At 71.3% G+C, this 22,723-nt stretch carries 15 protein-coding genes and 1 pseudogene; 4 read left to right on the forward strand and 12 right to left on the reverse strand.

The features are described 5' to 3' along the window. Positions 1-25: 25 nt before the first annotated feature. A complete protein-coding gene (locus tag AB0924_RS17680) occupies positions 26-1,963 on the reverse strand; it encodes an acyl-CoA dehydrogenase family protein (protein ID WP_366911875.1) in 1,938 nt (645 codons plus the stop codon). Between the two features lie 708 nt (positions 1,964-2,671). Here AB0924_RS17680 and AB0924_RS17685 point away from each other — a divergent pair. After that, positions 2,672-3,823: a hypothetical protein gene (locus tag AB0924_RS17685; protein WP_358935779.1), complete on the forward strand. Its 1,152-nt coding sequence runs from the start codon at positions 2,672-2,674 to the stop codon at positions 3,821-3,823. A gap of 389 nt (positions 3,824-4,212) precedes the next feature. Here AB0924_RS17685 and AB0924_RS17690 read toward each other — a convergent pair whose 3' ends face one another. From AB0924_RS17690 to AB0924_RS17700, 3 genes are all read right to left on the reverse strand, one after another. After that, entirely contained in the window at positions 4,213-5,658 is a 1,446-nt protein-coding gene (locus tag AB0924_RS17690) for an aldehyde dehydrogenase family protein (protein ID WP_366911876.1), read from the reverse strand. Positions 5,659-5,797: 139 nt separating this feature from the next. Next, the gene (locus AB0924_RS17695; RefSeq protein ID WP_358935775.1) at positions 5,798-7,369 is read right to left on the reverse strand and encodes a PucR family transcriptional regulator; all 1,572 of its coding nucleotides are present in this window, start codon (positions 7,367-7,369) and stop codon (positions 5,798-5,800) included. 138 nt (positions 7,370-7,507) lie between these two features. Beyond that, positions 7,508-9,634, reverse strand: coding sequence for an ATP-binding protein (locus AB0924_RS17700; RefSeq protein ID WP_358935773.1), 2,127 nt, complete (start codon positions 9,632-9,634; stop codon positions 7,508-7,510). 287 nt (positions 9,635-9,921) lie between these two features. Here AB0924_RS17700 and gabT point away from each other — a divergent pair, with 287 nt between their 5' ends. Together gabT and AB0924_RS17710 are read left to right on the forward strand one after the other, a co-directional pair. Beyond that, the gene (gene gabT, locus AB0924_RS17705) at positions 9,922-11,256 is read left to right on the forward strand and encodes a 4-aminobutyrate--2-oxoglutarate transaminase (protein WP_358935771.1); all 1,335 of its coding nucleotides are present in this window, start codon (positions 9,922-9,924) and stop codon (positions 11,254-11,256) included. Between the two features lie 376 nt (positions 11,257-11,632). Further along, positions 11,633-12,289 (forward strand): annotated as a pseudogene (locus AB0924_RS17710) (phosphatase PAP2 family protein); the annotation flags it as partial. On the opposite strand, the gene AB0924_RS17715 reads toward AB0924_RS17710, so the two are convergent. The 8 genes from AB0924_RS17715 to AB0924_RS17750 all read right to left on the reverse strand — a co-directional run bounded on the left by AB0924_RS17715 (position 12,231) and on the right by AB0924_RS17750 (position 21,894). Next, positions 12,231-14,045, reverse strand: a complete 1,815-nt coding sequence (locus AB0924_RS17715; protein WP_358935769.1) for a glycoside hydrolase family 18 protein — start codon at positions 14,043-14,045, stop codon at positions 12,231-12,233. The pseudogene AB0924_RS17710 and the gene AB0924_RS17715 sit on opposite strands and share 59 nt — an antisense overlap. Positions 14,046-14,114: 69 nt before the next feature. Beyond that, positions 14,115-14,588: a hypothetical protein gene (locus AB0924_RS17720; protein WP_358935767.1), complete on the reverse strand. Its 474-nt coding sequence runs from the start codon at positions 14,586-14,588 to the stop codon at positions 14,115-14,117. A 123-nt stretch (positions 14,589-14,711) separates the two neighbouring features. Continuing rightward, a complete protein-coding gene (locus tag AB0924_RS17725; RefSeq protein WP_358935765.1) occupies positions 14,712-16,142 on the reverse strand; it encodes an FAD-dependent oxidoreductase in 1,431 nt (476 codons plus the stop codon). A 23-nt stretch (positions 16,143-16,165) separates the two neighbouring features. Next, complete coding sequence (locus tag AB0924_RS17730) at positions 16,166-16,966, reverse strand: ABC transporter permease (protein ID WP_358935763.1); 801 nt, start codon at positions 16,964-16,966, stop codon at positions 16,166-16,168. Further along, positions 16,967-17,896 (reverse strand): ABC transporter permease, encoded by a 930-nt coding sequence (locus tag AB0924_RS17735; RefSeq protein ID WP_366911877.1) that lies wholly within the window; start codon positions 17,894-17,896, stop codon positions 16,967-16,969. It abuts the gene before it with no gap. Positions 17,897-17,898: 2 nt separating this feature from the next. Then, a complete protein-coding gene (locus AB0924_RS17740) occupies positions 17,899-19,062 on the reverse strand; it encodes an ABC transporter ATP-binding protein (RefSeq protein ID WP_358935759.1) in 1,164 nt (387 codons plus the stop codon). Beyond that, a complete protein-coding gene (locus AB0924_RS17745; RefSeq protein WP_366911878.1) occupies positions 19,059-20,306 on the reverse strand; it encodes a spermidine/putrescine ABC transporter substrate-binding protein in 1,248 nt (415 codons plus the stop codon). The genes AB0924_RS17740 and AB0924_RS17745 overlap by 4 nt, the downstream gene beginning before the upstream one ends. A 49-nt stretch (positions 20,307-20,355) precedes the next feature. Beyond that, on the reverse strand, positions 20,356-21,894 hold the full coding sequence (locus AB0924_RS17750; protein WP_358935755.1) for a gamma-aminobutyraldehyde dehydrogenase: 1,539 nt from the start codon (positions 21,892-21,894) through the stop codon (positions 20,356-20,358). 239 nt (positions 21,895-22,133) lie between these two features. On the opposite strand from AB0924_RS17750, the gene AB0924_RS17755 reads away from it, so the two are divergent. Beyond that, on the forward strand, positions 22,134-22,697 hold the full coding sequence (locus AB0924_RS17755; RefSeq protein ID WP_366911879.1) for an NADAR family protein: 564 nt from the start codon (positions 22,134-22,136) through the stop codon (positions 22,695-22,697). The last annotated feature ends 26 nt before the right edge of the window (positions 22,698-22,723 follow it).

Consider the following 22,723-nt stretch of genomic DNA (forward strand, 5'->3'; position numbering starts at 1 on the left):
AGGCGCCCGGTCCGGGGCGGGATGTTCAGGCGCCGAAGGGGCGCCGTTCGTTCGGCCGTGCGGACGGTCCGGGGGTCGCGTCGGCGATCCACGGGCCGTCCCCGGACGGGTCGATGACGCCCTCCTCGAGCCAGGTGTAGGCGCCGCCGAGGACTCCCTTGACCACCTTGCGGTCGAGGTCGTCGGTGTTGGCCCACAGGCGGCCGAAGAGTTCCTCGACCCGGATGCGGGCCTGGCGGCAGAAGGCGTCGGCGAGCTGATAGGCCTCGCGGCCGTGCTCGCCCTCACCGCGCAGCCGCTCGGCGCGGACGCAGGCCGCGCTCATCGCGAACAGTTCGGCGCCGATGTCCACGATCCGGCCGAGGAAGCCCTGCTTGGTCTCCATCCGGCCCTGCCAGCGGGACATGGCGTAGAAGGTGGAGCGGGCCAGCTTGCGGGCGTGCCGCTCGACGTAGCGCAGATGGCCGGAGAGGTCGACCTCGCGCTTGAACTCGCCGTACGAGGACGGCAGTTGTCCGGGGCCCGCGACCAGCTTCGGCAGCCACTTGGCGTAGAAGACGCCCGCGTTCGCGCCCGCCCTCGCCTTGTCCGAGAGGGTCTTGTCGGGATCGATGAGGTCACCGGCGACCGAGAGGTGGGCGTCGACGGCCTCGCGGGCGATCAGCAGGTGCATGATCTCCGTGGAGCCCTCGAAGATGCGGTTGATGCGCAGGTCGCGCAGCATCTGCTCGGCGGGGACGGCCCGCTCGCCGCGCGCCTTCAGGGACTCGGCGGTCTCGTAGCCGCGGCCGCCGCGGATCTGGACCAGCTCGTCGGCCATCAGCCAGGCCATCTCGGAGCCGTAGAGCTTGGCGAGGGCGGCCTCGATGCGGATGTCGTTGCGGTCCTCGTCGGCCATCTGCGAGGACAGGTCGAGCACGGCCTCCAGGGCGAAGGTGGTGGCCGCGATGAAGCTGATCTTGGAGCCGACGGCCTCGTGCAGCGCGACCGGCTTGCCCCACTGCTCCCGCTCCGCCGCCCACTCCCGGGCGATCTTCAGGCACCACTTGCCGGCTCCGGCGCACATCGCGGGCAGCGACAGCCGGCCGGTGTTGAGGGTGGTGAGCGCGATCTTCAGACCCGCGCCCTCCGGGCCGATGCGGTTGGCGGCGGGCACCCGGACCTGGTGGAAGCGGGTGACGCCGTTCTCGATGCCGCGCAGCCCCATGAAGGAGTTGCGGTTCTCGACGGTGACGCCCTCGGCGGTGGCCTCCACCACGAAGGCGGTGATGCCGCCCTTGTGGCCCTCGGACTTCGGCACCCGGGCCATGACGACGAGCAGGTCGGCGACGACTCCGTTGGTGGTCCACAGCTTGACCCCGTCGAGCACGTAGGTGTCGCCGTCGGGCACGGCCGTGGTGGCCAGGCGTGCCGGGTCGGAGCCGACGTCCGGCTCGGTGAGCAGGAAGGCGGAGATGTCGGTGCGGGCGCAGCGGGGCAGGAAGGCGTCCTTCTGCTCCTGGGTGCCGAAGATCTTCAGCGGCTGCGGTACGCCGATCGACTGGTGGGCGGAGAGCAGGGCGCCGACGGCGGGGCTGGCGGAGCCGGCCAGGGCCAGCGCCTTGTTGTAGTAGAGCTGGGTCAGGCCGAGACCGCCGTACTTCGGGTCGATCTTCATGCCGAGGGCGCCGATTTCCTTCAGGCCCGTGATGACCTCGTCCGGGATGCGGGCCTCGCGCTCGATGCGGGCGGAGTCGACCGTCGACTCGCAGAAGGCGCGCAGTTCGGCCAGGAACGCCTCCCCGCGCCGTACGGACTCGGCGTCGGGGAGCGGATGGGGGTGGATGAGGTCGAGCCGGAAGCGGCCGAGGAACAGTTCCTTGGCGAAGCTCGGCTTGTGCCAGTCCTGTTCCCGGGCGGCCTCCGCCACCTGGCGGGCCTCGCGTTCGGTGACGTTGGTGCGTTGGGTGGTGGGGGCGGACATTGAGGCTCACCTCGCCGCGAAGAGGGATCATTGAGGGTCGTTCGTTACCGACCGGTGCTACTGGATCGTTGGTACCCGAAACGGGCCGGTCCCACCACCCCTCGCGCGCCGTTCGGGTGGAATGGCCGCCGAAGGCGGGTGACGGCGGGGTGTACTGGTTTCGCACGGCACTCCCGCCCGTCGGATTCGCTGTCGAAGCGCTTCGCGAGCCGCGGCCGGGCCGGGTGAGGGGGCTCGTCGACGAGGCCGTCGCCTCCCGCGGCGCCCGGGTGGTCGCCTTGACCGCCGGCCGCACCGTCCTGGGCGGCGGGACGGCGGCCGCCGACGCCTACGGACTTCCCGGCCGAGCAGGGGGCCCTGAAGCATCCCGGCGAGAGCCGCGGCGCGCAGGAACCGGCCGAGCTGTGCGTCCGTCTGAACTGCTCCCTGCGGACCTGGCGGGCGGTCCGCAAGGCGATCACCGGGGCCCTGTGCCCGGAGGGAACGGCATCGCACGCGTGCCGCCCGCGCCCGCTCCGCCTCATGACCATGCCACCGCGACGCACTGATCGCCACGGGCCCGCTTTCGGTCGCCGTCGGGGGGCGTGCTTCCCGGGGTCCGCCCGCGGCCGTCGCGCTGCGGTTGCCGCCGCCCCGCCCACCTCGTTAGCTGGAACGAGGGGCGAGGCCCATCGGGCGACGAGGCTCATGGAGCGGCGAGGAGCGGCGATGATCACGCAAGGGCAGATCGAGCGAATCCTGCGGCTGAGAGGCGACGGACTCCCAGTGGTGTCCGTGTACGTCCCGGTGAACCCCGGCAGGCCCGACCGCCGAGAATTCGACAGCCGCGTAACGAGCCTGATGAACCGCATCCAGCCGCTCGCGGAGGACGCGTCGGCCGAGCACGCCGTGCGGCTCTCGCTCCGCGAGGATATCGCGAGGATCGAGAAGACACTGAAGGAAGAGCCCCTCAGGCCGGGAACCATCGCGGTCTTCTCCTGCGCCGGCCACGACGTCTACGAACAGGTGTGGCTGCCCCGCAGGACGCGCGAGAACATCGTGGTGGACGCCGATCCCTATGTCCGGCCCCTTCTGGGTGTGCTCGACGAGTACTACCGCACCTGCGCCGTCGTCGTCGACAAGAGCGTGGGCCAGGTCTGGGAGTACTACCTCGACGAGGTCCGCGAGCTCGAGGTGATCCGTGACCGCGTGCTGAGCAAACACGCCTACTCCGACGAGTTCGCCGAGTACCGCGTCCGTAACAAGGCGGACGAGCTGAGCAAGAAGCACTACCGGCGGCTGGTCGGCGAGCTCAAGCGACTGTTCGGGAGCGGGGGCTATGACCTTCTCGCCGCCGGCGGTCAGGCGCACGAGGTGTCGGTCTTCGTCGACTTCCTGCCGCGTGAGCTGACGGACCGCCTCGTCGGGACCTTCACCCTCGACCTGGAGACCGCGACGCCCGAGGACATCCGGCAGAAGGTGGGGGAGCTCGTCACCGACCACGCCGAGGAGGAGCAGCGGCGGCTGGTCGGCGAGATCCTCGAGGCCAAGGCGGCCCGCAGACCTGCCGCCGTCGGGCTCGACGAGACGCTGTGGGCGGCGTCCGTGGCCGCGATCCGGACGCTGGCGGTGGACGGCCAGGCCGTCGTGACGGGCTTCGTCTGCGACCGGGACGGGCTGCTGACGCGCTCGGGGAAGACCTGCCCGCTCTGCGGGGAGCCGCTGCGCGAGGTGCCCGACGTGATCGATGAAATGGCCGAGGCCGCCATCGACGACGGCGGCGAGGTGCGGCACGTGGACACGGAGACGGAACTGCGCACGCAGCGGGCCGGAGCCCTGCTGCGGTTCGAACTCCCCCCGCAGCCGACCTCCGCTCAGTAATCGGGCCGACTCTCTTGACTCTGCCGCGAACCAGAGCAATCGTGACAAACAGGACCGGTCAACCGCGACAGGGTTCCTCACGGAACACCTGTCGGGCACCGGCCAGGTCCCCGGCGATTTCTGAGAGATGCGAAAGTGTTGATCGGGACTTTCCGGGGACCGCCCGTGCATACGGGCAAACAGAGGATCACCGCTGCCGGCGTCGGCCGGGCGTGAGCATCCGTGTCAGAGCCGGCGGCGCTTGTCGATGTCCTGAGCGCACTCCCGCAAGGGTTGGGAAACCGGCCATTCTGACGCTCTTCGAATGCAGGTCGGTGCCCTGGAAGCAGAAACGGCCGGAGCCCCCGCACAGTGGGCTCCGGCCGTCCCTCCGACCTGTTCGTGTCAGGTCAGAGCGCGAGCCCGGTGAGGACCAGCACGCGCTCGTATGTGTAGTCGTCCATCGCGAACCGCACGCCCTCGCGGCCCACACCGGACTGCTTGGCGCCGCCGTACGGCATCTGGTCGGCGCGGTAGGACGGCACGTCGCCGATCACGACGCCGCCGACCTCGAGGGCGCGGTGGGCGCGGAAGGCGACCTGCAGGTCGTGCGTGAACACACCCGCCTGGAGGCCGTACTTGGAGTCGTTGACGGCGGCGAAGGCCTCGGCCTCGCCGTCCACCTTCCGCACCGTGAGGACCGGCCCGAAGACCTCCTCGCAGGCGATCGTGGTGTCGGCGGGCACCTCGGTGAGGACGGTCGGCGTGTAGGAGGCGCCGTCGCGCTCGCCGCCCGTGAGGAGCTTCGCGCCGGCGGCGACGGCCTCGTCCACCCAGGACTCGACGCGCTTGGCGGCGTCCTCGCTGACGAGCGGGCCGACGTCGGTCTTGGCGTCGCTCGGGTCACCGGTGACCTGGGCCTCGACGGCGGCGACGATGCGCGGCAGCAGACGGTCGTACACGGCGGCGTCCGCGATGACCCGCTGCACGGAGATGCAGGACTGGCCGCCCTGGTAGTTGGAGAAGGTCGCGATGCGGGTCGCGGCCCGGTCCAGGTCCTCGTCGCTCGCGAAGTCGCCGAGCACGACGGCCGCGCCGTTGCCGCCGAGTTCCAGGGTGCAGTGCTTGCGCGGCACCGAGTCCATGATCGCGTAGCCGACCTTCTCCGAACCGGTGAAGGAGATCACCGGCAGGCGCTCGTCCTGGACCAGGGCGGGCATGCGGTCGTTGGCGACCGGGAGGATCGACCAGGAACCGGCGGGCAGCTCGGTCTCGGCGAGCAGGTCACCGAGGATGAGGCCGGACAGCGGGGTGGCCGGGGCGGGCTTGAGGATCATCGGGGCGCCGGCGGCGATGGCCGGGGCGATCTTGTGCGCGCACAGGTTCAGCGGGAAGTTGAACGGCGCGATGCCGAGGACGACGCCCTTCGGGAAGCGGCGGGTCAGCGCCAGCCGGCCCTGGCCGCCGGCGTCGGTGTCCAGGCGCTGGGCCTCGCCGCCGTTGAAGCGGCGGGCCTCCTCGGCGGCGAACCGGAAGACGGAGACGGCACGGCCGACCTCGCCCCGGGCCCACTTGATCGGCTTGCCGTTCTCGGCGGAGATCAGCTGGGCGATCTCCTCGGTGCGCTCGACCAGACGCCTGCTGACGTGGTCGAGGGCGGCGGCACGCACGTGGGCCGGGGTGGCGGCGAAGTCGTCGCGGACGGCGTACGCGGCGGCCACGGCCTCCTCGACCTGGGCCTCGGTCGGCACGCTGACCTTGCCGACGAGACGGCCGTCCCACGGGGAGGTGACGTCGAAGGTGTCCTCGCCGGTGGCCTGGCGGCCGGCGAGCCAGAAGGCGTGGGTGGAAGTCATGTGTGTCGTCCCGGCCCTTCCGCGTTGTGGGTGTGCGTTCGGTTCGTGGTCCACGGTAGGGCGGCGGCGGGCCGGGGTCGCTTGTCCGAGTCGTAGCAGTCGGGGGGTGGGGTGCGCCGGTTTGGCGCGGTGGAGCCGGTCACTCCGTCGACGTCGTCTTCAGGGCCAGCCACAGTTCCATGCGGACGTCGGGGTCGTCGAGGCTGCGGCCCAGGATCTCCTCGACCCTGCGCATCCGGTACCGCAGGGTGTGCCGGTGGACGCCAAGGTCCGCCGCGGCCGCGTCCCACTGGCCGTGCCGGGAGAGCCAGGCGCGCAGCGAGGCGACCAGGTCCCCGCGGCCCGTCGCGTCGTGCTCGTACAGGGGCCGCAGCAACCCGTCGGCGAAGGCCTTCACCGCGTCGTCGGCCAGCAGCGGCAGCACCGAGCCCGCGGCCAGCTGGTCGTGCTCGACGAGCACCCGTCCGCGTCGCCGCGCCACCGAGAGCGCCTGCTCGGCCTGCTTGTAGGCGGCGGCCGCCGCTATCGGGCCGGCCGGCGCCGAGAGGCCGACGACCAGGTCGTCCTCCTCGGCCGCCCCCTGCTCGGGCACGCCCCGGGCGCGCTCCAGCCCCGACGCGTACCGGGTGCACGCAGCCACCGCCGCGCCCCCGTCGGCGACCAGCACCACCAGCCGCTCCCGCTCCGGCACCACGAGCACCGCCTCACCGGAGCGCGCCGCCGCGGCGTCGACCGTCTCCGCGAGCGTGCCCAGCGGGTCGCCGCCGGACCCCGGCTCGGCGACGATCATCCGGAACGGCGCGTCGAGCAGCCCGCCGTACAGGTCACCGGCGACCGCCCGGGCGTGGTCGGGCTCGCCGGCGAGCAGCATGCGCAGCACCGCCGCGCCGATCCGCTGTTCGGCCGCGTGCAGCGAGCGGGAGCGTTCGGTGGTGAGGGTGAGCAGGGCGATCGCGGAGTGCAGGGCGTAGCGCTCGGCGGTGCCCAGCGCGGCCGCCGTGCCCACGGCGAGCGCGTCCCGCGGGCGCTTCCCCGTCCCCAGAGAGTGCAGTTCCACCCGGTCCTCGTTGTCCGGTCCGCCCACCACCGACGACGCCGGAGCGGGCCGTTCCCGCAGCCGCTCCACCTCGGCGGTGAGCCGGGCGGCGCGGCGGCCGGCCCACTCGGGCGCGGCGGCGACGACGGCACCCGAGGCGTCGTACAGCGCCGCCCAGCCGTCGATCTGCGCGGCGAGCGCGCCGAGCAGTCCCTCGGGGCCGGCGTTCAGCGCCTGCCGGGTCAGCTCGCGCTGGGCGGCGAAGCCGGCCGTGACGGCCCGGTACTGGTCGGCGGCGATCGCGGCGGAGACGGCCTTGCTGATGGCGAGGAACGGGGTGCGGCGGGGCACTTCCAGCAGCGGCAGCCCCTCCTCCTCGGCGGCGTCGACGAGGGCCGCGGGAATCTCCTCGTAGTTGACGCCGACCGCGAAGCCGAGCCCGACCACTCCCGCACCGGCCAGCCGCCGCACGTACCGCCGCATGGCCTGCGGGTCCTCCGCGTCCAGCTTGAGTGCGGTGATCAGCAGCAGCTCGCCGCCCTCCATGTAGGGGACGGGGTCGGCCAGCTCGCTGACGTGCGCCCACCGGACGGGCACGTCGAGGCGGTCCTCGCCCGCGCGCACGGTCAGCTTGAGCGCGGAGTGGTGGACGAGCGAGGCGAGCGTCGGGGGCATGGGGCCTTCAGGTCGTGGTGAACCGGTCGGACGGGGGTTGCGGTGACGGCCGGTTCGGATCATTTGGCCACCGCGTATGAACAGCCTATGCCGATTCTGCCGCACCGTACGGTCCGCCGGTGGCCGTTCGGCCCTGCCTCAGCCCCGCAGATCCACCAGCAGCGGCGGCGCGTGCTCACCCCGCACGGTCGTCAGCGACAGCACCGCGTGCCCGGGCGGCACCCCGTGCGCCAGCTCGGAGGCGGACCAGCGCTCGCGCTCCACCTGGCGGACGGTGACGGCCCGGGCGGTGGGCGCCTGCCCGGTGATGACCCGGCGCAGCATGTGCACAGCCTTGCCGGCCGGGGTCTCGGCGATGATCTGCCGGTCGGTGACGTCCCGGGTCTCGGTCCACTCCTTGCCCCACACCTCGGCGAAGTCCTGCCCGTCCCAGGGGGTGAGCCCGGACAGGGCCATCCGGCATCCGGTGGAGCCGAGCAGCGGGCCGCGCAGCGGCCGGGGCACGTCGTCCAGGGTGCGCAGCGTCAGTACGGCGCCCGCGCCCGCCGACCGCAGCCGCTGGATGCCCCGGACCGCCTCGGGGGTGACCACGCCGGAGGCGTCGTCGAGGAGCAGGCAGGCGAACAGCGACCGGTCCTCCCGCGCCGTCACACTGGCCGTGAACTGGGCCAGCACCAGCCGGGCCAGGATCCGGGAGGCGTCGGCGTGGCCGCGCTGCGGCAGGTCGATGCGGACCCGCACCGGGTGGTCGAGTGCCTTCAGCGAGAACGGCCGGGACTCCCCGGTGGTGTCGAAGAAGGCGGCGAAGGCGGGCCGGTCGAGCAGCGCGACCCGGTCGGCGAGCACCGCGCCGACATCACCGGGGTGGGCCATCTGCCGCTCCCGGGCGTCCAGTTCGCGGAGCAGCGAGGCATGCCCGGTGTCGGTGAGCGCCTTGCGGAGGGCGGCCAGCGGGCCGGGGGTGCCGTCGAGGAGCTGGCGCAGCTCGGGGACGGAGGGGAAACGCCCGTGGACGGCCCGGAAGGGGCCGAGGAGCTGGGCGAGGACGGTGGTGGAGCGTCGGCTGTCGCTGCCGGGGTGTGGGTCGGCGAGGTCGCCGACGAGGGCCTCGGCGAGTATGGCGGCGGCCTCATCGGGGTCGGTGGTGCCGCCGTACAGGTCGAGGTCGTAGACGGAGTCGGGGTGCCCGACCCGCACGACGACGTCGTAGGACTCGGCCGGCCCGAGCCCGGCGCCCGCCGCGCCGACGACCACGAGCGCGGCCTGTCCGGCGAGCGCGTGCAGGCACAGCGACTCGGCGAGCGGCCGGACCACGGAGCCGGTCTTGCCGGAGCCCGCCGGACCGACGGCGATGAGGGAGGTGCCGAGCAGCTCGGGCCCGAGGGCGAGTCCGGCGCCCCGGTAGTGGTAGGGGTTGCGCGGGTCGTCGGCGGTGGTGCCGAGCCGCACCTGACCGGTGACCAGGTCGTGCCGGGCCTGCCGGGCGGGCAGGTCGCGCTCGCCGGAGGGGTGCGGGCAGGCGGCGGCGCCGTCCCTGAGCACGGCCCCGGTGAAGGTGGCGAGGCTGTGCGCGCCGGACCGCACGCCCTGCCAGGCCCGGCTGATCCGGGCGTGGTCCACGTCCCGCATCAGGCCGGCCCGCGCGTCGGCGGCCAGCCGCGCGGCGGCCTCGTGCGCGCCGGAGGCACGCAGCTGAGGCCACTCGGCGGGGTCCTGTTCGGGTGCGGGGGGCGGTTCCGTGGCGGGCGCGGCCGGACGCCAGGCGGGCGGGCCGTAGCGCCGCCAGACCTCGCCCCAGCGGCCGAGCCGGCCGACGACGAGCATGATGACGACGGCGATGAGCGTGTAGTACGAGTACCAGAGGACGGCGTTGCCGACGCGGCTGTTGCCCTGGCGCCAGGAGTCCGGGGTGAACAGCTCGAGCGGCAGCACCCACCAGCCCCCGAGGTAGCCGTTCCACAGCAGGGACCAGACCAGCCAGCCCACCAGGAACGCGATCAGCGCGCCGCTCAGCAGTTGCCGGGCGGGGATCAGCTCGGGTTCCTGCTCGGGCCGCGGCCGGTGCCCGAACCGCCACACGCCGGGCGCCGCCTGCGGCCTGGACGCCCGGAGCCAGGCGAGGAAGGCCGAGCCGTCCGGCCGCGGCGGCGCGCCCGGCGGAACCGGGGGCATGGGCGGTAGGGCGGCGCCCTCCGGGGGCACCGCCGGGCGCGGCACCGGATTCGCATGCGTGCCGCGCGCGTCCCGGGTCCCGTCGCTGTCCATGGCCCTTTCCCCCTGACCTGCCGTTCCGTCCATCGTCAGCGAGCCAATCTAACGCCCCGGGAACGGGAGTTCACCGCTTACGCGGCCGTGCGGACGGCCGGTCCCGGCACATCCGTCACCCGTTGCTATGTCCACCACGGACAACGGGCCTCGCCGACAACGCCCACATGGAGCATGCCCACCCGCCCTTCCCGGCCCTAACCTGCGAAGAAAGAGACAAGCGTCCGAAAAACGCACCGTCCGGAACCCCCGGGAACACCCGGTACGCAAGATCACAGGGAGCCCCCATGACCGCACTTCCGCAGGAGCGCCGCGTCGCCACCGCCATCCCCGGCCCGAAGTCGCAGGAGCTGCAGGCCCGCCGCACCGCCGTGGTCGCGCAGGGCGTGGGCTCCACGCTGCCGGTCTTCGTCACCCGGGCCGGCGGCGGCATCATCGAGGACGTCGACGGCAACCGTCTGATCGACTTCGGCTCCGGCATCGCCGTGACCTCGGTCGGCGCCTCCGCCGAGGCCGTCGTGCGGCGCGCGGGCGCCCAGCTCGCCGACTTCACCCACACCTGTTTCATGGTCACCCCGTACGAGGGCTACGTGGCGGTCGCCGAGGCCCTCGCCGAGCTGACCCCGGGCGACCACGCCAAGAAGTCGGCGCTGTTCAACTCCGGCGCCGAAGCGGTCGAGAACGCCGTCAAGATCGCGCGTGCCTACACCAAGCGCCAGGCGGTCGTCGTGTTCGACCACGGCTACCACGGCCGTACGAACCTGACGATGGCGCTGACTGCGAAGAACATGCCGTACAAGCACGGCTTCGGTCCGTTCGCCCCCGAGGTCTACCGCGTCCCGGTCGCCTACGCCTACCGCTGGCCGACCGGCCCGGAGAACGCCGGCCCCGAGGCCGCCAAGCAGGCCATCGACCAGATCACCAAGCAGGTCGGCCCGGACAACGTGGCCGCGATCATCATCGAGCCGGTGCTCGGTGAGGGCGGCTTCATCGAGCCGGCCAAGGGCTTCCTGCCGGCCGTCCGCCAGTTCGCCGCCGACAACGGCATCGTGTTCGTCGCGGACGAGATCCAGTCCGGCTTCTGCCGTACCGGCCAGTGGTTCGCCTGCGAGGACGAGGGCATCGTCCCGGACCTGATCACCACCGCCAAGGGCATCGCCGGCGGTCTGCCGCTGGCCGCGGTGACCGGCCGCGCCGAGATCATGGACGCCGCGCACGCGGGCGGCCTCGGCGGCACCTACGGCGGCAACCCGGTGGCCTGCGCCGGTGCGCTCGGCGCCATCGAGACGATGAAGGAGCAGGACCTCAACGCCAAGGCGAAGAACATCGAGGCGGTCATGAAGGCCCGCCTCGGCGCCATGGCGGAGAAGTTCGACATCATCGGCGACGTGCGCGGCCGCGGCGCGATGATCGCGATCGAGCTGGTCAAGGACCGCGCCACCAAGGAGCCGAACCCGGAGGCCACCGCTGCACTCGCCAAGGCCTGCCACGCCGAGGGCCTGCTGGTGCTCAGCTGCGGCACCTACGGCAACGTGCTGCGCTTCCTGCCCCCGCTGGTGATCGGCGAGGACCTGCTGAACGAGGGCCTCGACATCATCGAGCAGGCCTTCTCGCGCATCTGAGCGACCTGGTCGCACCTATGGACAGTTCCTGCGGCAGGCCGTGTGAAGAAGGTGTGCGGGGTGGATGGCGGGACGCGATTGCGTCTGCCCAAGCGCCCCGGCCTGCCGTAGGTTCTACCCAGATGAGAGATACACCCCGCCCACAGGGGACTGTGGGCGACCTCAGGCCGGGGCCTCCCCAGCTTCGACCTGGTCGTGCCCTCGCGCACACAACCGGGGCCTGACGGCTCCGGGATCTCCTCACCGATCGGACGGTCGCCGCCCCAAACCCCCCGGGGCGAGCGACGTTCCGGTCCGGACGGCCGCCCCGGAACCACCCCCCCTGTTCCTGGGCGGCCGACCTCCTTCCCGGCCGAAACCTGCCAGTCTGTCCCTCATGGCTGTGCTCCTGGGTCTGTGCCTCCTCCTTCTTCTCCTCTTCGCGGTGATCACCTGGCAGGTGGTCGCCGACGGCCCGCTGACGCGTGTGGACGAGCGGCTCAGCGAGGCCCTGGTCCACCCGGACCGGTTCTCCGGCGGCCTCTCCGACCTCGGCAACGTCGAGGTGGCGGTCCCCGTGCTGCTCCTGGCCGCCGGGTACGTCGCCTGGCGCGGCCGCGCCGCGGGCACGCACCTGTGGTGGCTGCGGCCGGCCACCGCGGCCGTCCTGATGGCACTGGTCCCGGCGGTCGTGGTCCCGCTGAAGGAGTGGACGGACCGCCCGGGAACACCGGTGTCCCCGGGGACCGGCTACTTCCCGTCCGGCCATACGGCGACGGCGGCGATCGCGTACGGCTCCGCGACCCTGCTGCTGCTTCCCTGGCTCCGCTCCCCCGCCGCCCGCCGGCTCCTCGTCGGCGGCTGCGCGGCCCTCGTCCTCGGCGTCTCCTACGGTCTGGTCCGCCGGGGCTGGCACTGGCCGCTGGACGTGGTGGCCAGCTGGTGCCTGAGCACCGTGCTGCTGACCACCCTGTTCCTCGTTCCCCGTGCCGTGCTCAGCCGAAGTAGGCGTCGAAGTTCTTCTGGAACTCCCAGTTCGCGTAGCGGTCCCAGTTCACCGACCACGTCATCAGCCCCCGCAGGGCGGGCCAGGTTCCGTGGGTCGCGTACGAGCCGCAGTTCGTCCTCTTCGTGAGGCAGTCCAGGGTCTTGGTGACCTCGGACGGCGAGACGTAGCCGTTGCCCGCGTTGGTCGACGCAGGCATGCCGATGGCGACCTGGTCGGGGCGCAGCGGCGGGAAGACGTTGTTCGCGTCGCCCGCGACCGGGAAGCCGGTGAGCAGCATGTCGGTCATGGCGACGTGGAAGTCGGCGCCGCCCATGGAGTGGTACTGGTTGTCCAGGCCCATGATCGGGCCGGAGTTGTAGTCCTGGACGTGCAGCAGCGTCAGGTCGTCGCGCAGGGCGTATATGACCGGGAGGTACGCCCCGCAGCGCGGGTCCTGCCCGCCCCACTTGCCGGTGCCGTAGTACTGGTAGCCGTTCTGCACGAAGAAGGTCTCCGGTGCCATGCTCAGCACGAACCTGGAGCCGTACTTGGCCTTCAGGGTCCTCAGGGCCGAGATCAGGTTGGTGATCACGGGGGTCGTGGGGTTCTTGAAGTCCGTGTCGTTCGTGTTCAGGGAGAGCGAGTGTCCCTCGAAGTCGATGTCGAGGCCGTCCAGGCCGTAGTCGTCGATGATCTTGGACACCGAGGCGACGAAGGTGTCCCGCGCGGCCGTCGTGGCGAGCTGGACCTGGCCGTTCTGGCCGCCGATGGAGATCAGCACCTTCTTGCCGGCCGCCTGCTTGGCCTTGACCGCCGTCTTGAAGTCGGCGTCGCTCTCCACGTTCGGGCACTCGGTGACCGGGCAGCGGTTGAACCGGATGTCGCCGGAGGTGACCGAGGTCGGCTCGCCGAAGGCGAGGTCGATGACGTCCCAGCTGTCGGGCACGTCGGCCAGGCGGGTGTAGCCGGAGCCGTTGGCGAAGGTGGTGTGGAGGTAGCCGACCAGCGCGTGCGCGGGCAGGCCGGGTGAGCCGCCGCCGGTGCCGGCCGGGGTCGTCGCGGTCACGGTGGCCGACTTCGCGGATTCGCCCGCGTCGTTGACCGCGGTGACCTGGAAGCCGTACGCCGTCGAGGGCGTGAGCCCGGTGACGGTGGCCGAAGTGCCGCTCGCCGTCTGCACCCTGACCCCGTCGCGGTAGACCGCGTAGCCGGTGGCGCCGGTCACCGCCGACCAGGACAGGGCGACGGAGGACGAGGTGACGGTGCCGGTCTTCAGGCCGGTGGGCGCGGCGGGCGGCTGCTGCGCGCTCCCGCCCGGGCCGGTGAGGGAGATGTCGTCGGCGTAGTAGGCACCGGTGCCGTACCAGCCGTGGGTGTAGACGGTCACCTTCGTGGTGTCGGCGCCGGTGGTGAAGGTGGTGGACAGCTTCTGCCAGTCGGCGGCGGACTGGGTCCAGGTGGAGACGTCTGTGGTGCCGGTGCCGGTAGCGCCCAGGTAGACGTAGGAGCCGCGGACGTAGCCGGACAGGGTGTACTGCGCGTTCGGCCGCACGGTCACCGTCTGCGCGCACTGGGCGTTGTCGCTGCCGGCCGGCGTGGCCCGCAGCGCCGAGCCGCCGCTGTGCACGGGTGAGGTGACCGTCGTCCCGGCCGTGCAGGTCCAGCCGTCGAGGCCGGACTCGAAGCCGCCGTTCTTCGCGAGGTCCGCGTCGGCCGCGTGGGCGGCCGACGAGAGCGCGGTGATGCCGGGTACGGCCAGCAGCGCGGCCGTGAACAGGGCGAGGAGGGATCTGGGGCGTCGGTCGCGTCTGGCGCGGTCCACAAGGGCCTCCGGAGCTGGGGGAGTTGGAGGGGCGGAGCGCACTCAACTTGGTCCAGACCAATCCTGTTGTCAAGATGTCGGGCCGCTGTCCGTCTCTCTCCCGCCCCGGGCCAGCTCCGCGGCCGCCTCGTGCATCGCCAGTTCCAGCAGCGCGGGGTCGGTCAGCGTCCCCGAGCCGTCCGGCGGCACCAGCCAGCGCACGGTCCGGGTCGCCCGGCCCGGGTACGGCACGACGATCCAGGTGCCGGCTCCGGCGGTACGGATGCCGGTGCCCAGCCAGCGGGCCGCGGTGCCGGGCGGCACGAAGAAGCCGACCCGGCTGTCGCCGAAGTCGACGAGCACCGGGCCCGGCAGGCCGAGGACCCGGGTGAGCACGTCGAGCGTGGGATACCCGAGCTCCCCCGGCAGGATCAGCACGTCCCAGGCCCGGCCGGCGGGCAGCAGTGTGACCCCGAGCGGATTGCGCTCCCACGCCCAGCGGCAGGCCTCGGGATCCGGCGCGACGGCCACCAGCCACTCGATCGCCGTATTGGCCGCACTCATCAAGAAGACCTCCTCGTTCCTCGGGACGCGGTCGCGTCCAGAAGGAAGAAGGAGGTCCTCCCTGGTGCATTACGCGGGTTGCGACCCCTCTTTCGAGTGAGCCGTATCACCCCCGGGCCGGGTTCAGCTGTCGAAGCCGAGGCCCAGCCGGTCCATCGTGCGCAGCCACAGATTGCGCCGGCCGCCGTGCGCGTCCGCGCGGGCCAGCGACCACTTGGTCAGGGCGATGCCGGTCCAGGCGAAGGGCTCCGGCGGGAACGGCAGCGGCTTGCGGCGCACCATCTCCAGCTCGGTCCGCTCGGTGCGCTCCCCGTCCAGCAGGTCCAGCATGACGTCGGCCCCGAAGCGGGTGGCGCCGACACCGAGGCCGGTGTAGCCCGCCGCGTACGCCACCTTGCCCTGGTGGGCGGTGCCGAAGAACGCCGAGAAGCGCGAGCAGGTGTCGATCGCGCCGCCCCAGGCGTGGGTGAAGCGGACGCCCTCCAGCTGCGGGAAGCAGGTGAAGAAGTGCCCGGCCAGCTTGGCGTAGGTCTCCGGGCGGTCGTCGTACTCGGCGCGCACCCGGCCGCCGTAGTGGTGGACGGCGTCGTAGCCGCCCCACAGGATCCGGTTGTCGGCGGACAGCCGGAAGTAGTGGAACTGGTTGGCCGAGTCCCCGAGGCCCTGGCGGTTCTTCCAGCCGATGGACTCCAGTCGGTCGGCGCTCAGCGGCTCGGTCATCAGCGCGTAGTCGTAGACCGGGACGGTGTACGAGCGCACGCGCCGCAGCAGGCTCGGGAAGATGTTCGTGCCGAGCGCGACCCCGCGGGCACGGACCGAACCGTACGGGGTGCGTACGGCCATCCCGGCGCCGTACTGCTTCAGGGTGAGCGCGGGTGTGTGCTCGTAGACGCGCACCCCGAGCTCCACGCAGGCCCGCTTCAGCCCCCAGGCCAGCTTGGCCGGGTGCAGCATGGCCACGCCCCGGCGGTCCCACAGACCGGCCTCGAAGGTCGGCGAGTTCACCTGCTCGCGCACCGCGTCGGCGTCCAGGAACTCGATGCCGTCGGCGAGGCCCTTGGCCTCCAGTTCCCGGTGCCAGTCGCGCAGTTCCCGGGCCTGGTAGGTCTCGGTGGCCACGTCGATCTCACCGGTGCGCTCGAAGTCGCAGTCGATGCCGTACCGGGCGACGGCGGCCTCGATGCCGTCGAGGTTGCGCCGGCCCAGCTCCTCCAGCCGGTGGATCTCGTCCGGCCAGCGGGTCAGGCCGTTGGGCAGTCCGTGGGTGAGGGAGGCGGCACAGAAGCCGCCGTTGCGGCCGGAGGCGGCCCAGCCCACCTCGCGGCCTTCCAGCAGGACCACGTCCCGTCCCGGATCGCGCTCCTTGGCGCTCAGCGCGGTCCACAGTCCGCTGTACCCGCCGCCGACGACCAGCAGGTCACAGGTCTCGGTGCCGGTGAGGGCGGGCTCGGGGTGGGGCTTGCCGGGGTCTTCCAGCCAGTACGGGACCGGCTGGGCTTCGGAGAGGGCGGAGATCCAGTTGTCTTTGCCACGACTCATGGCGCTCGGGGCCATGATTTCAACTCCCTACGGGGCTGCTACGCCTTCTGGCTGTTACGGCGGTTGGTGATGAGCATCGAGACCAGGACGAACAGCACGGCGACCAGGAACATGGCCGTACCGATGACGTTGATCTGCACGGGCGTTCCGCGCTGCGCCGAACCCCACACGAACATGGGGAACGTGACGGTCGAACCGGCGTTGAAGTTGGTGATGATGAAGTCGTCGAAGGAAAGCGCGAACGACAGCAGCGCGCCCGCCGCGATGCCCGGTGCCGCGATCGGCAGCGTCACCCGCAGGAACGTCTGCACCGGCCCGGCGTACAGGTCGCGGGCCGCCTCCTCCAGGCGCGGGTCCATCGACATCACGCGCGCCTTGACGGCGACGACGACGAAGCTGAGACAGAACATGATGTGCGCGATCAGGATCGTCCAGAAGCCGAGCTGAGCGCCCATGTTGAGGAACAGGGTGAGCAGCGAGGCCGCCATGACGACCTCGGGCATGGCCATCGGCAGGAAGATCAGCGAGTTCACGGCGGACCGCGCGCGGAAACGGTAGCGGACCAGCGCGAAGGCGATCATGGTGCCGAGGGCGGTGGCCCCGACCGTCGCCCAGAAGGCGATCTGGAGGCTGAGGGTCAGCGAGCCGCACATGTCGGCGACTCCGCACGGGTCCTTCCAGGCCGCCGTGGAGAACTGCTGCCACTCGTAGTTGAAGCGCCCCTTCGGTCTGTTGAAGGAGAACACGGTGACGACGATGTTCGGCAGCAGCAGATAGGCGAGCGTGAACAGCCCGGCGATGACCACGAGATGACGCTTGAGCCAGGTGACGAAGGGCATTTAGACCAGATCCTCCGTCCCGGACCGGCGGATGTAGACCGTGACCATGAGCAGGATCGCGGCCATGAGGATGAAGGACAGCGCCGCGGCGGTCGGATAGTCCAGGATCCTCAGGAACTGGGTCTGGATGACGTTTCCGATCATGCGGGTGTCGGTGGAGCCGAGGAGTTCGGCGTTGACGTAGTCACCGGTCGCGGGGATGAAGGTGAGGAGCGTTCCGGAGACCACGCCCGGCATCGACAGCGGGAAGGTCACCTTGCGGAAGGTGGTCCACGGCTTGGCGTACAGGTCGCCGGCCGCCTCGTGCAGCCGCCCGTCGATCCGCTCCAGCGAGGTGTACAGCGGCAGGATCATGAACGGCAGGAAGTTGTACGTGAGACCGCACACCACCGCCAGCGGGGTGGCGAGGACGCGGTCGCCCGCCGTCCAGCCGAGCCAGTCGGTCACGTCCAGGAGGTGCAGCGAGTTCAGCGCGTGCACGACCGGGCCGCTGTCGGCGAGGATCGTCTTCCAGGCCAGAGTGCGGATCAGGAAGCTGGTGAAGAACGGCGCGATCACCAGCACCATGATCAGGTTGCGCCAGCGGCCCGCGCGGAAGGCGATGAGGTAGGCCAGCGGGTAGCCGAGCAGCAGGCACAGGACGGTCGCGGCGGCCGCGTAGAAGACGGAGCGCAGGAACTGCGGCCAGTACTCGGCCAGGGCGTCCCAGTACGTCGCGAAGTGCCAGGTGACCTTGTAGCCGGCCTCCAGGGAGCCCGTCTGCACGGACGTGGAGGCCTGGTAGATCATCGGCAGCGCGAAGAACACGACGAGCCACAGCAGGCCGGGCAGCAGCAGCCAGTACGGAGTGAACCGGCCGCGCCTGCGCGGGGGCGTCTTCGCGGGTTCGGCGGGGGCGAGGGGCGGTGGCGCCTCTTGAAGCGTCGACATGGTCAGGCGGCCTCTTCCTCGACGGTCTCCACACCTGCGTCGATGTCCTGGGCCGCGTCCAGGCCGAAGGTGTGCGCCGGGCTCCAGTGCAGGACGACCTCGGCGCCGGGGACCAGCCGGCCGTCGCGCTCGACGTTCTGGACGTAGACCGCGAGTTCGTCGCAGACGGGGCTGTCGATGACGTACTGCGTGGAGACACCGATGAAGCTGGCGTCGGCGATCCTGCCGGTGAGGCGGTTGCGGCCCTCGGGGATGGAGCCGGCGTCGTCGGCGTGGGTGAGGGCGATCTTCTCGGGACGGATGCCGACCAGCACCTTGCCGCCGGCCGTCGCCGGGGCGGAACACCGCGCCTGGGGCAGCACCAGCTTGCCGCCGCCGGCCTTGAGCACGATGTCGTCGCCGTTCTTCGTGTCGACCTCGGCCTCGATGAGGTTGGAGGTGCCGAGGAAGTTCGCCACGAAGGTCGTGTTCGGGTTCTCGTACAGGTCGCTGGGCGCGCCCAGCTGCTCGACCCGGCCGGCGTTCATCACCGCGACCGTGTCGGCCATCGTCATGGCCTCCTCCTGGTCGTGGGTGACGTGCACGAAGGTGATGCCGACCTCGGTCTGGATGCGCTTGAGCTCGAGCTGCATCTGGCGGCGCAGCTTGAGGTCGAGGGCGCCGAGGGGCTCGTCGAGGAGGAGCACCTTCGGGTGGTTGATCAGCGCGCGGGCCACCGCGACCCGCTGCTGCTGGCCGCCGGAGAGCTGGTGCGGTTTCTTGCGCGCCTGCTCACCGAGCTGGACCAGCTCCAGCATCTCCTCGACCTGCTTCTTCACGCTCTTGATGCCACGCCGGCGCAGGCCGAAGGCGACGTTCTCGAAGATGTCGAGGTGCGGGAAGAGGGCGTAGGACTGGAAGACCGTGTTCACGGGGCGTTTGTACGGCGGCAGATGGGTGACGTCCTGGTCGCCGAGGCACACGGTGCCGGAGGAGGGCTCCTCCAGACCGGCGATCATGCGCAGGGTGGTCGTCTTGCCGCAGCCGGAGGCGCCGAGCAGGGCGAAGAAGGAGCCCTGCGGCACGGTCAGGTCGAGCGGCTGAACGGCGGTGAAGCCGTTGTCGTAGGTCTTGCTGATACCGGAGAGGCGGACGTCGCCGCTGTTGTCTGTCGTCATGGTCGTCACGCCCCTGTGAGCTTCGCGAACTTCTCTTCGTAGGCCGTCTCTTCCTTCTGGCTCAGCGAGCGGAAGGAGTGCGACTTGGCCTGCATGGCCTTGTCGGGAACGATCAGCGGGTTGTTCGCCGCGTCCTTGTCGATCTTCGCAAGGTAGGGCTGCACACCGTCGACGGGAGTCGCGTAGTTGATGTACGCGGCGAGCGCGGCGGCCTGCTCCGGCTCGTAGAAGAAGTCGATCAGCCGCTCGGCGTTCGTCTTGTGGCGCGCCTTGTTGGGCACCAGCATGTTGTCGGTCGACGTCATGTAGCCGCTGTCCGGGATGACGAAGTCGACGTCCGGGCTGTCCGCCTTGAGCTGGACCACGTCCCCGGCCCAGGCGACGCAGGCGGCGATGTCGCCCTTGGTCAGGTCCGAGGTGTAGTCGTTGCCGGTGAAGCGGCGGATCTGGCCCTTGTCGACGGCCTTCTGCAGCCGGGCTATGACGGCGTCGAAGTCGTCGTCGGTGAACTTCACCGGGTCCTTGCCCATGTCGAGCAGGGTCATGCCGATGCTGTCGCGCATCTCGGACAGGAAGGAGACGCGGCCCTTGAGCTTCGAGTTGTCGAGCAGGTCGGAGACCGACTTCACCTCGATGCCGTCGAGCGCCTTCTTGTTGTAGGCGATGACCGTCGGGATGCCCTGCCAGGGGTACGAGTAGGCGCGGCCGGGGTCCCAGTCGGGGTCGCGGAACTGCGGCGACAGGTTGGTGTAGGCGTGCGGCAGGTTGGACGGGTCCAGTTTCTGGACCCAGCCCAGGCGGATCAGCCGGGCGGCCAGCCAGTCGGTGAGGACGATCAGGTCCCGGCCGGTGGCCTGGCCTGCGGCGAGCTGCGGCTTGATCTTGCCGAAGAACTCGTTGTTGTCGTTGATGTCCTCGGTGTACTTGACCGTGACGCCGGTCCGCCTGCGGAACGCCTCCAGCGTGGGATGCCGCTTTCCGCTGTCGTCGACGTCGATGTACTCGGTCCAGTTGGAGAAGTTCACCACCTTCTCCTCGGCCGAGTGGTCCTGGGCGGACGTGCCGCCCTGGGTCTGGCCCGCCGCGGGGATACCGCAGCCGCTCAGCGCCCCGAGACCGCCGACCGTGAGCGCGCCGCCCGCGGAGGCGCGCAGCAGCGACCGGCGGGTCATCGCGGCCCTGCCATTGCGCAGACTGCGCCGCATGGCGGCCGCTTGGGCCGGGGTGAGGCGGTCGGGCTCGTACTGCTCCATGCGCGTGGTGCCCTTTCGGATGGGGTCGGCCTGGTCCGGCCTGTCGTTGCTAGCGGTCCCCGAACACGGTGCGGTGCCAGTCCTTCCTGGCTACCGCGGTGTTGTCGAACATGACGTGCTTGACCTGCGTGTACTCCTCGAAGGAGTACGCGGACATGTCTTTGCCGAAGCCGGAGGCCTTGTAGCCGCCGTGCGGCATCTCGCTGATGATCGGGATGTGGTCGTTGATCCACACACAGCCGGCCTTGATCTCGCGGGTGGCGCGCCCGGCCCGGTAGACGCCGCCGGTCCAGGCGGAGGCGGCCAGGCCGTACGGCGTGTCGTTGGCCAGCCGGATGCCCTCGTCATCACTGTCGAACGGCAGAACGACCAGCACCGGGCCGAAGATCTCGGACTGGACGATCTCGCTGTCCTGGGCCGCGCCGGTGACCAGGGTGGGCCGGTAGTACGCGCCCTTGCCCAGGTCCCCCTGCGGGGCCTCACCGCCGGTCACCACGCGCGCGTAGCCGCGCGCCCGGTCCACGAAGCCGGCGACCCGGTCGCGGTGGGCGTGCGAGACCAGCGGGCCGAGGTCGGTGCCGGGCGCGAACGGGTCACCGAGCCGTACGGTCTCCATCAGCGCGGCCGTCCGCTCCACGAAGGCCTCGTACAGCGGTCGCTGCACATACGCGCGCGTGGCGGCCGTGCAGTCCTGGCCGGTGTTGATGAGCGCGCCGGCGACGGCTCCGTTGGCGGCCGCCTCCAGGTCGGCGTCGTCGAAGACGACGAAGGGCGCCTTGCCGCCCAGCTCCAGGTGGAGGCGCTTGACGGTGGCGGTGGCGATCTCGGCGACCCGCTTGCCGACGGCGGTGGATCCGGTGAAGGAGGTCATGGCCACGTCGGGGTGACCGACGAGGTGTTCGCCCGCCTCCCGGCCGGTCCCGGTGACGATGTTGATCACACCGTCCGGGATGCCCGCGTCCGTGGCGGCCTGCGCGAACAGCAGCGAGGTGAGCGGGGTCGGCTCGGCGGGCTTGAGCACGATGGTGTTGCCCGCGGCGACGGCCGGAAGGATCTTCCAGGCGGCCATCTGCAGCGGGTAGTTCCAGGGCGCGATCGACCCGACGACACCGATCGGCTCGCGCCGGACGTACGACGTGTGGTCACCGGAGTACTCACCGGCCGCCTGCCCCTGCAGATGACGGGCCGCGCCGGCGAAGAAGGCGGTGTTGTCGACGGTCCCCGGCACATCGAACTCACGGGTGAGCTTCAGCGGCTTCCCGCACTGCAGGGACTCAGCGCGGGCGAACTCCTCGGCGCGCTCCGCGAGCACGGCGGCGAACCGGTGCAGGGCGTCGGAGCGCTCACCGGGGGTGGCACCGGCCCAGCCCGGGAAGCCCTCGCGTGCCGCGGCGACGGCCGCGTCTACGTCGTCGGCGCCGGCCAGGTCGTAGGTGTACACCTCCTCACCGGTGGCCGGGTCGACCACGGTGTGGGTACGGCCCGAGGTGCCCTTCGTCAGCCGGCCGGCGATGAACTGCGCGCCGTCCGCGAGGCGGTCCTGGGCGGGAAATCGTTCCGGGATGGCGGTGCTGCCCGGGTTGTGCATGTCGCTCTCCTCCGCCGTTCGTCCCGTCCCCCGCAGGGGTGGGTGGCGTAGCTCCAGCTCGATTTGAGTGCCGATCCTGACAGAGCGAGTGGACTCCAACAAGTGATTCCGTTGTTGCCTTTTGGTTACGCGACGAAATCTGTCGGACCAGATGTCGAGTCGGCGTGGGCTGCGTTCGACATGCTGCTCCGCAACGCGGGCCGAACGGAGTGTCAGTGGTGCGTGCGACACTCGCCTGCATGGGGAAGATCGACGGGGTGGAAGCCCTCATCAGGGAGGTCCGGTCGGGAGCCAGGATCAGGTACCTGCACTTCTGGGGGCACCGGCCGCTGCCGGACGGCCGGATCGGCGCGAGCTGTCTGAGCCAGTGGTGGCCGTCACCCTTCGTGGTGAAGGGCGTCGCCTACGCGACGGCCGAGCACTGGATGATGGCGGAGAAGGCGCGGCTGTTCGGGGACTCGGAGGCGGAGCACCGGGTGCTGGCGGCGGAGCATCCCGCCGAGGCCAAGAAGGCCGGGCGGCTGGTCCGCGGTTTCGGCGAGGCGATATGGGAGCGGGAGCGCTTCCGGATCGTGGTCGAGGGCAGTGTGCACAAGTTCGCCGCGCACGCCAATCTGAGCGCGTTCCTGCGCGGCACCGGCGACCGGGTCCTGGTGGAGGCGAGCCCTGTGGACCGGGTGTGGGGCATCGGCCTGGCGGCCGGCGACGAGGCGGCGTCGGATCCCGAGCGCTGGCGGGGGCCGAATCTGCTGGGGTTCGCGCTGATGGAGGCGCGCGAGCGGCTCGCCGCGTCCGCGCGCTGAGCGCCGGGCGACCCGGCGGGGCCGCC

This window comes from Streptomyces sp. NPDC047869 (assembly GCF_040704065.1).
In the GTDB taxonomy this organism is placed as follows: domain Bacteria; phylum Actinomycetota; class Actinomycetes; order Streptomycetales; family Streptomycetaceae; genus Streptomyces.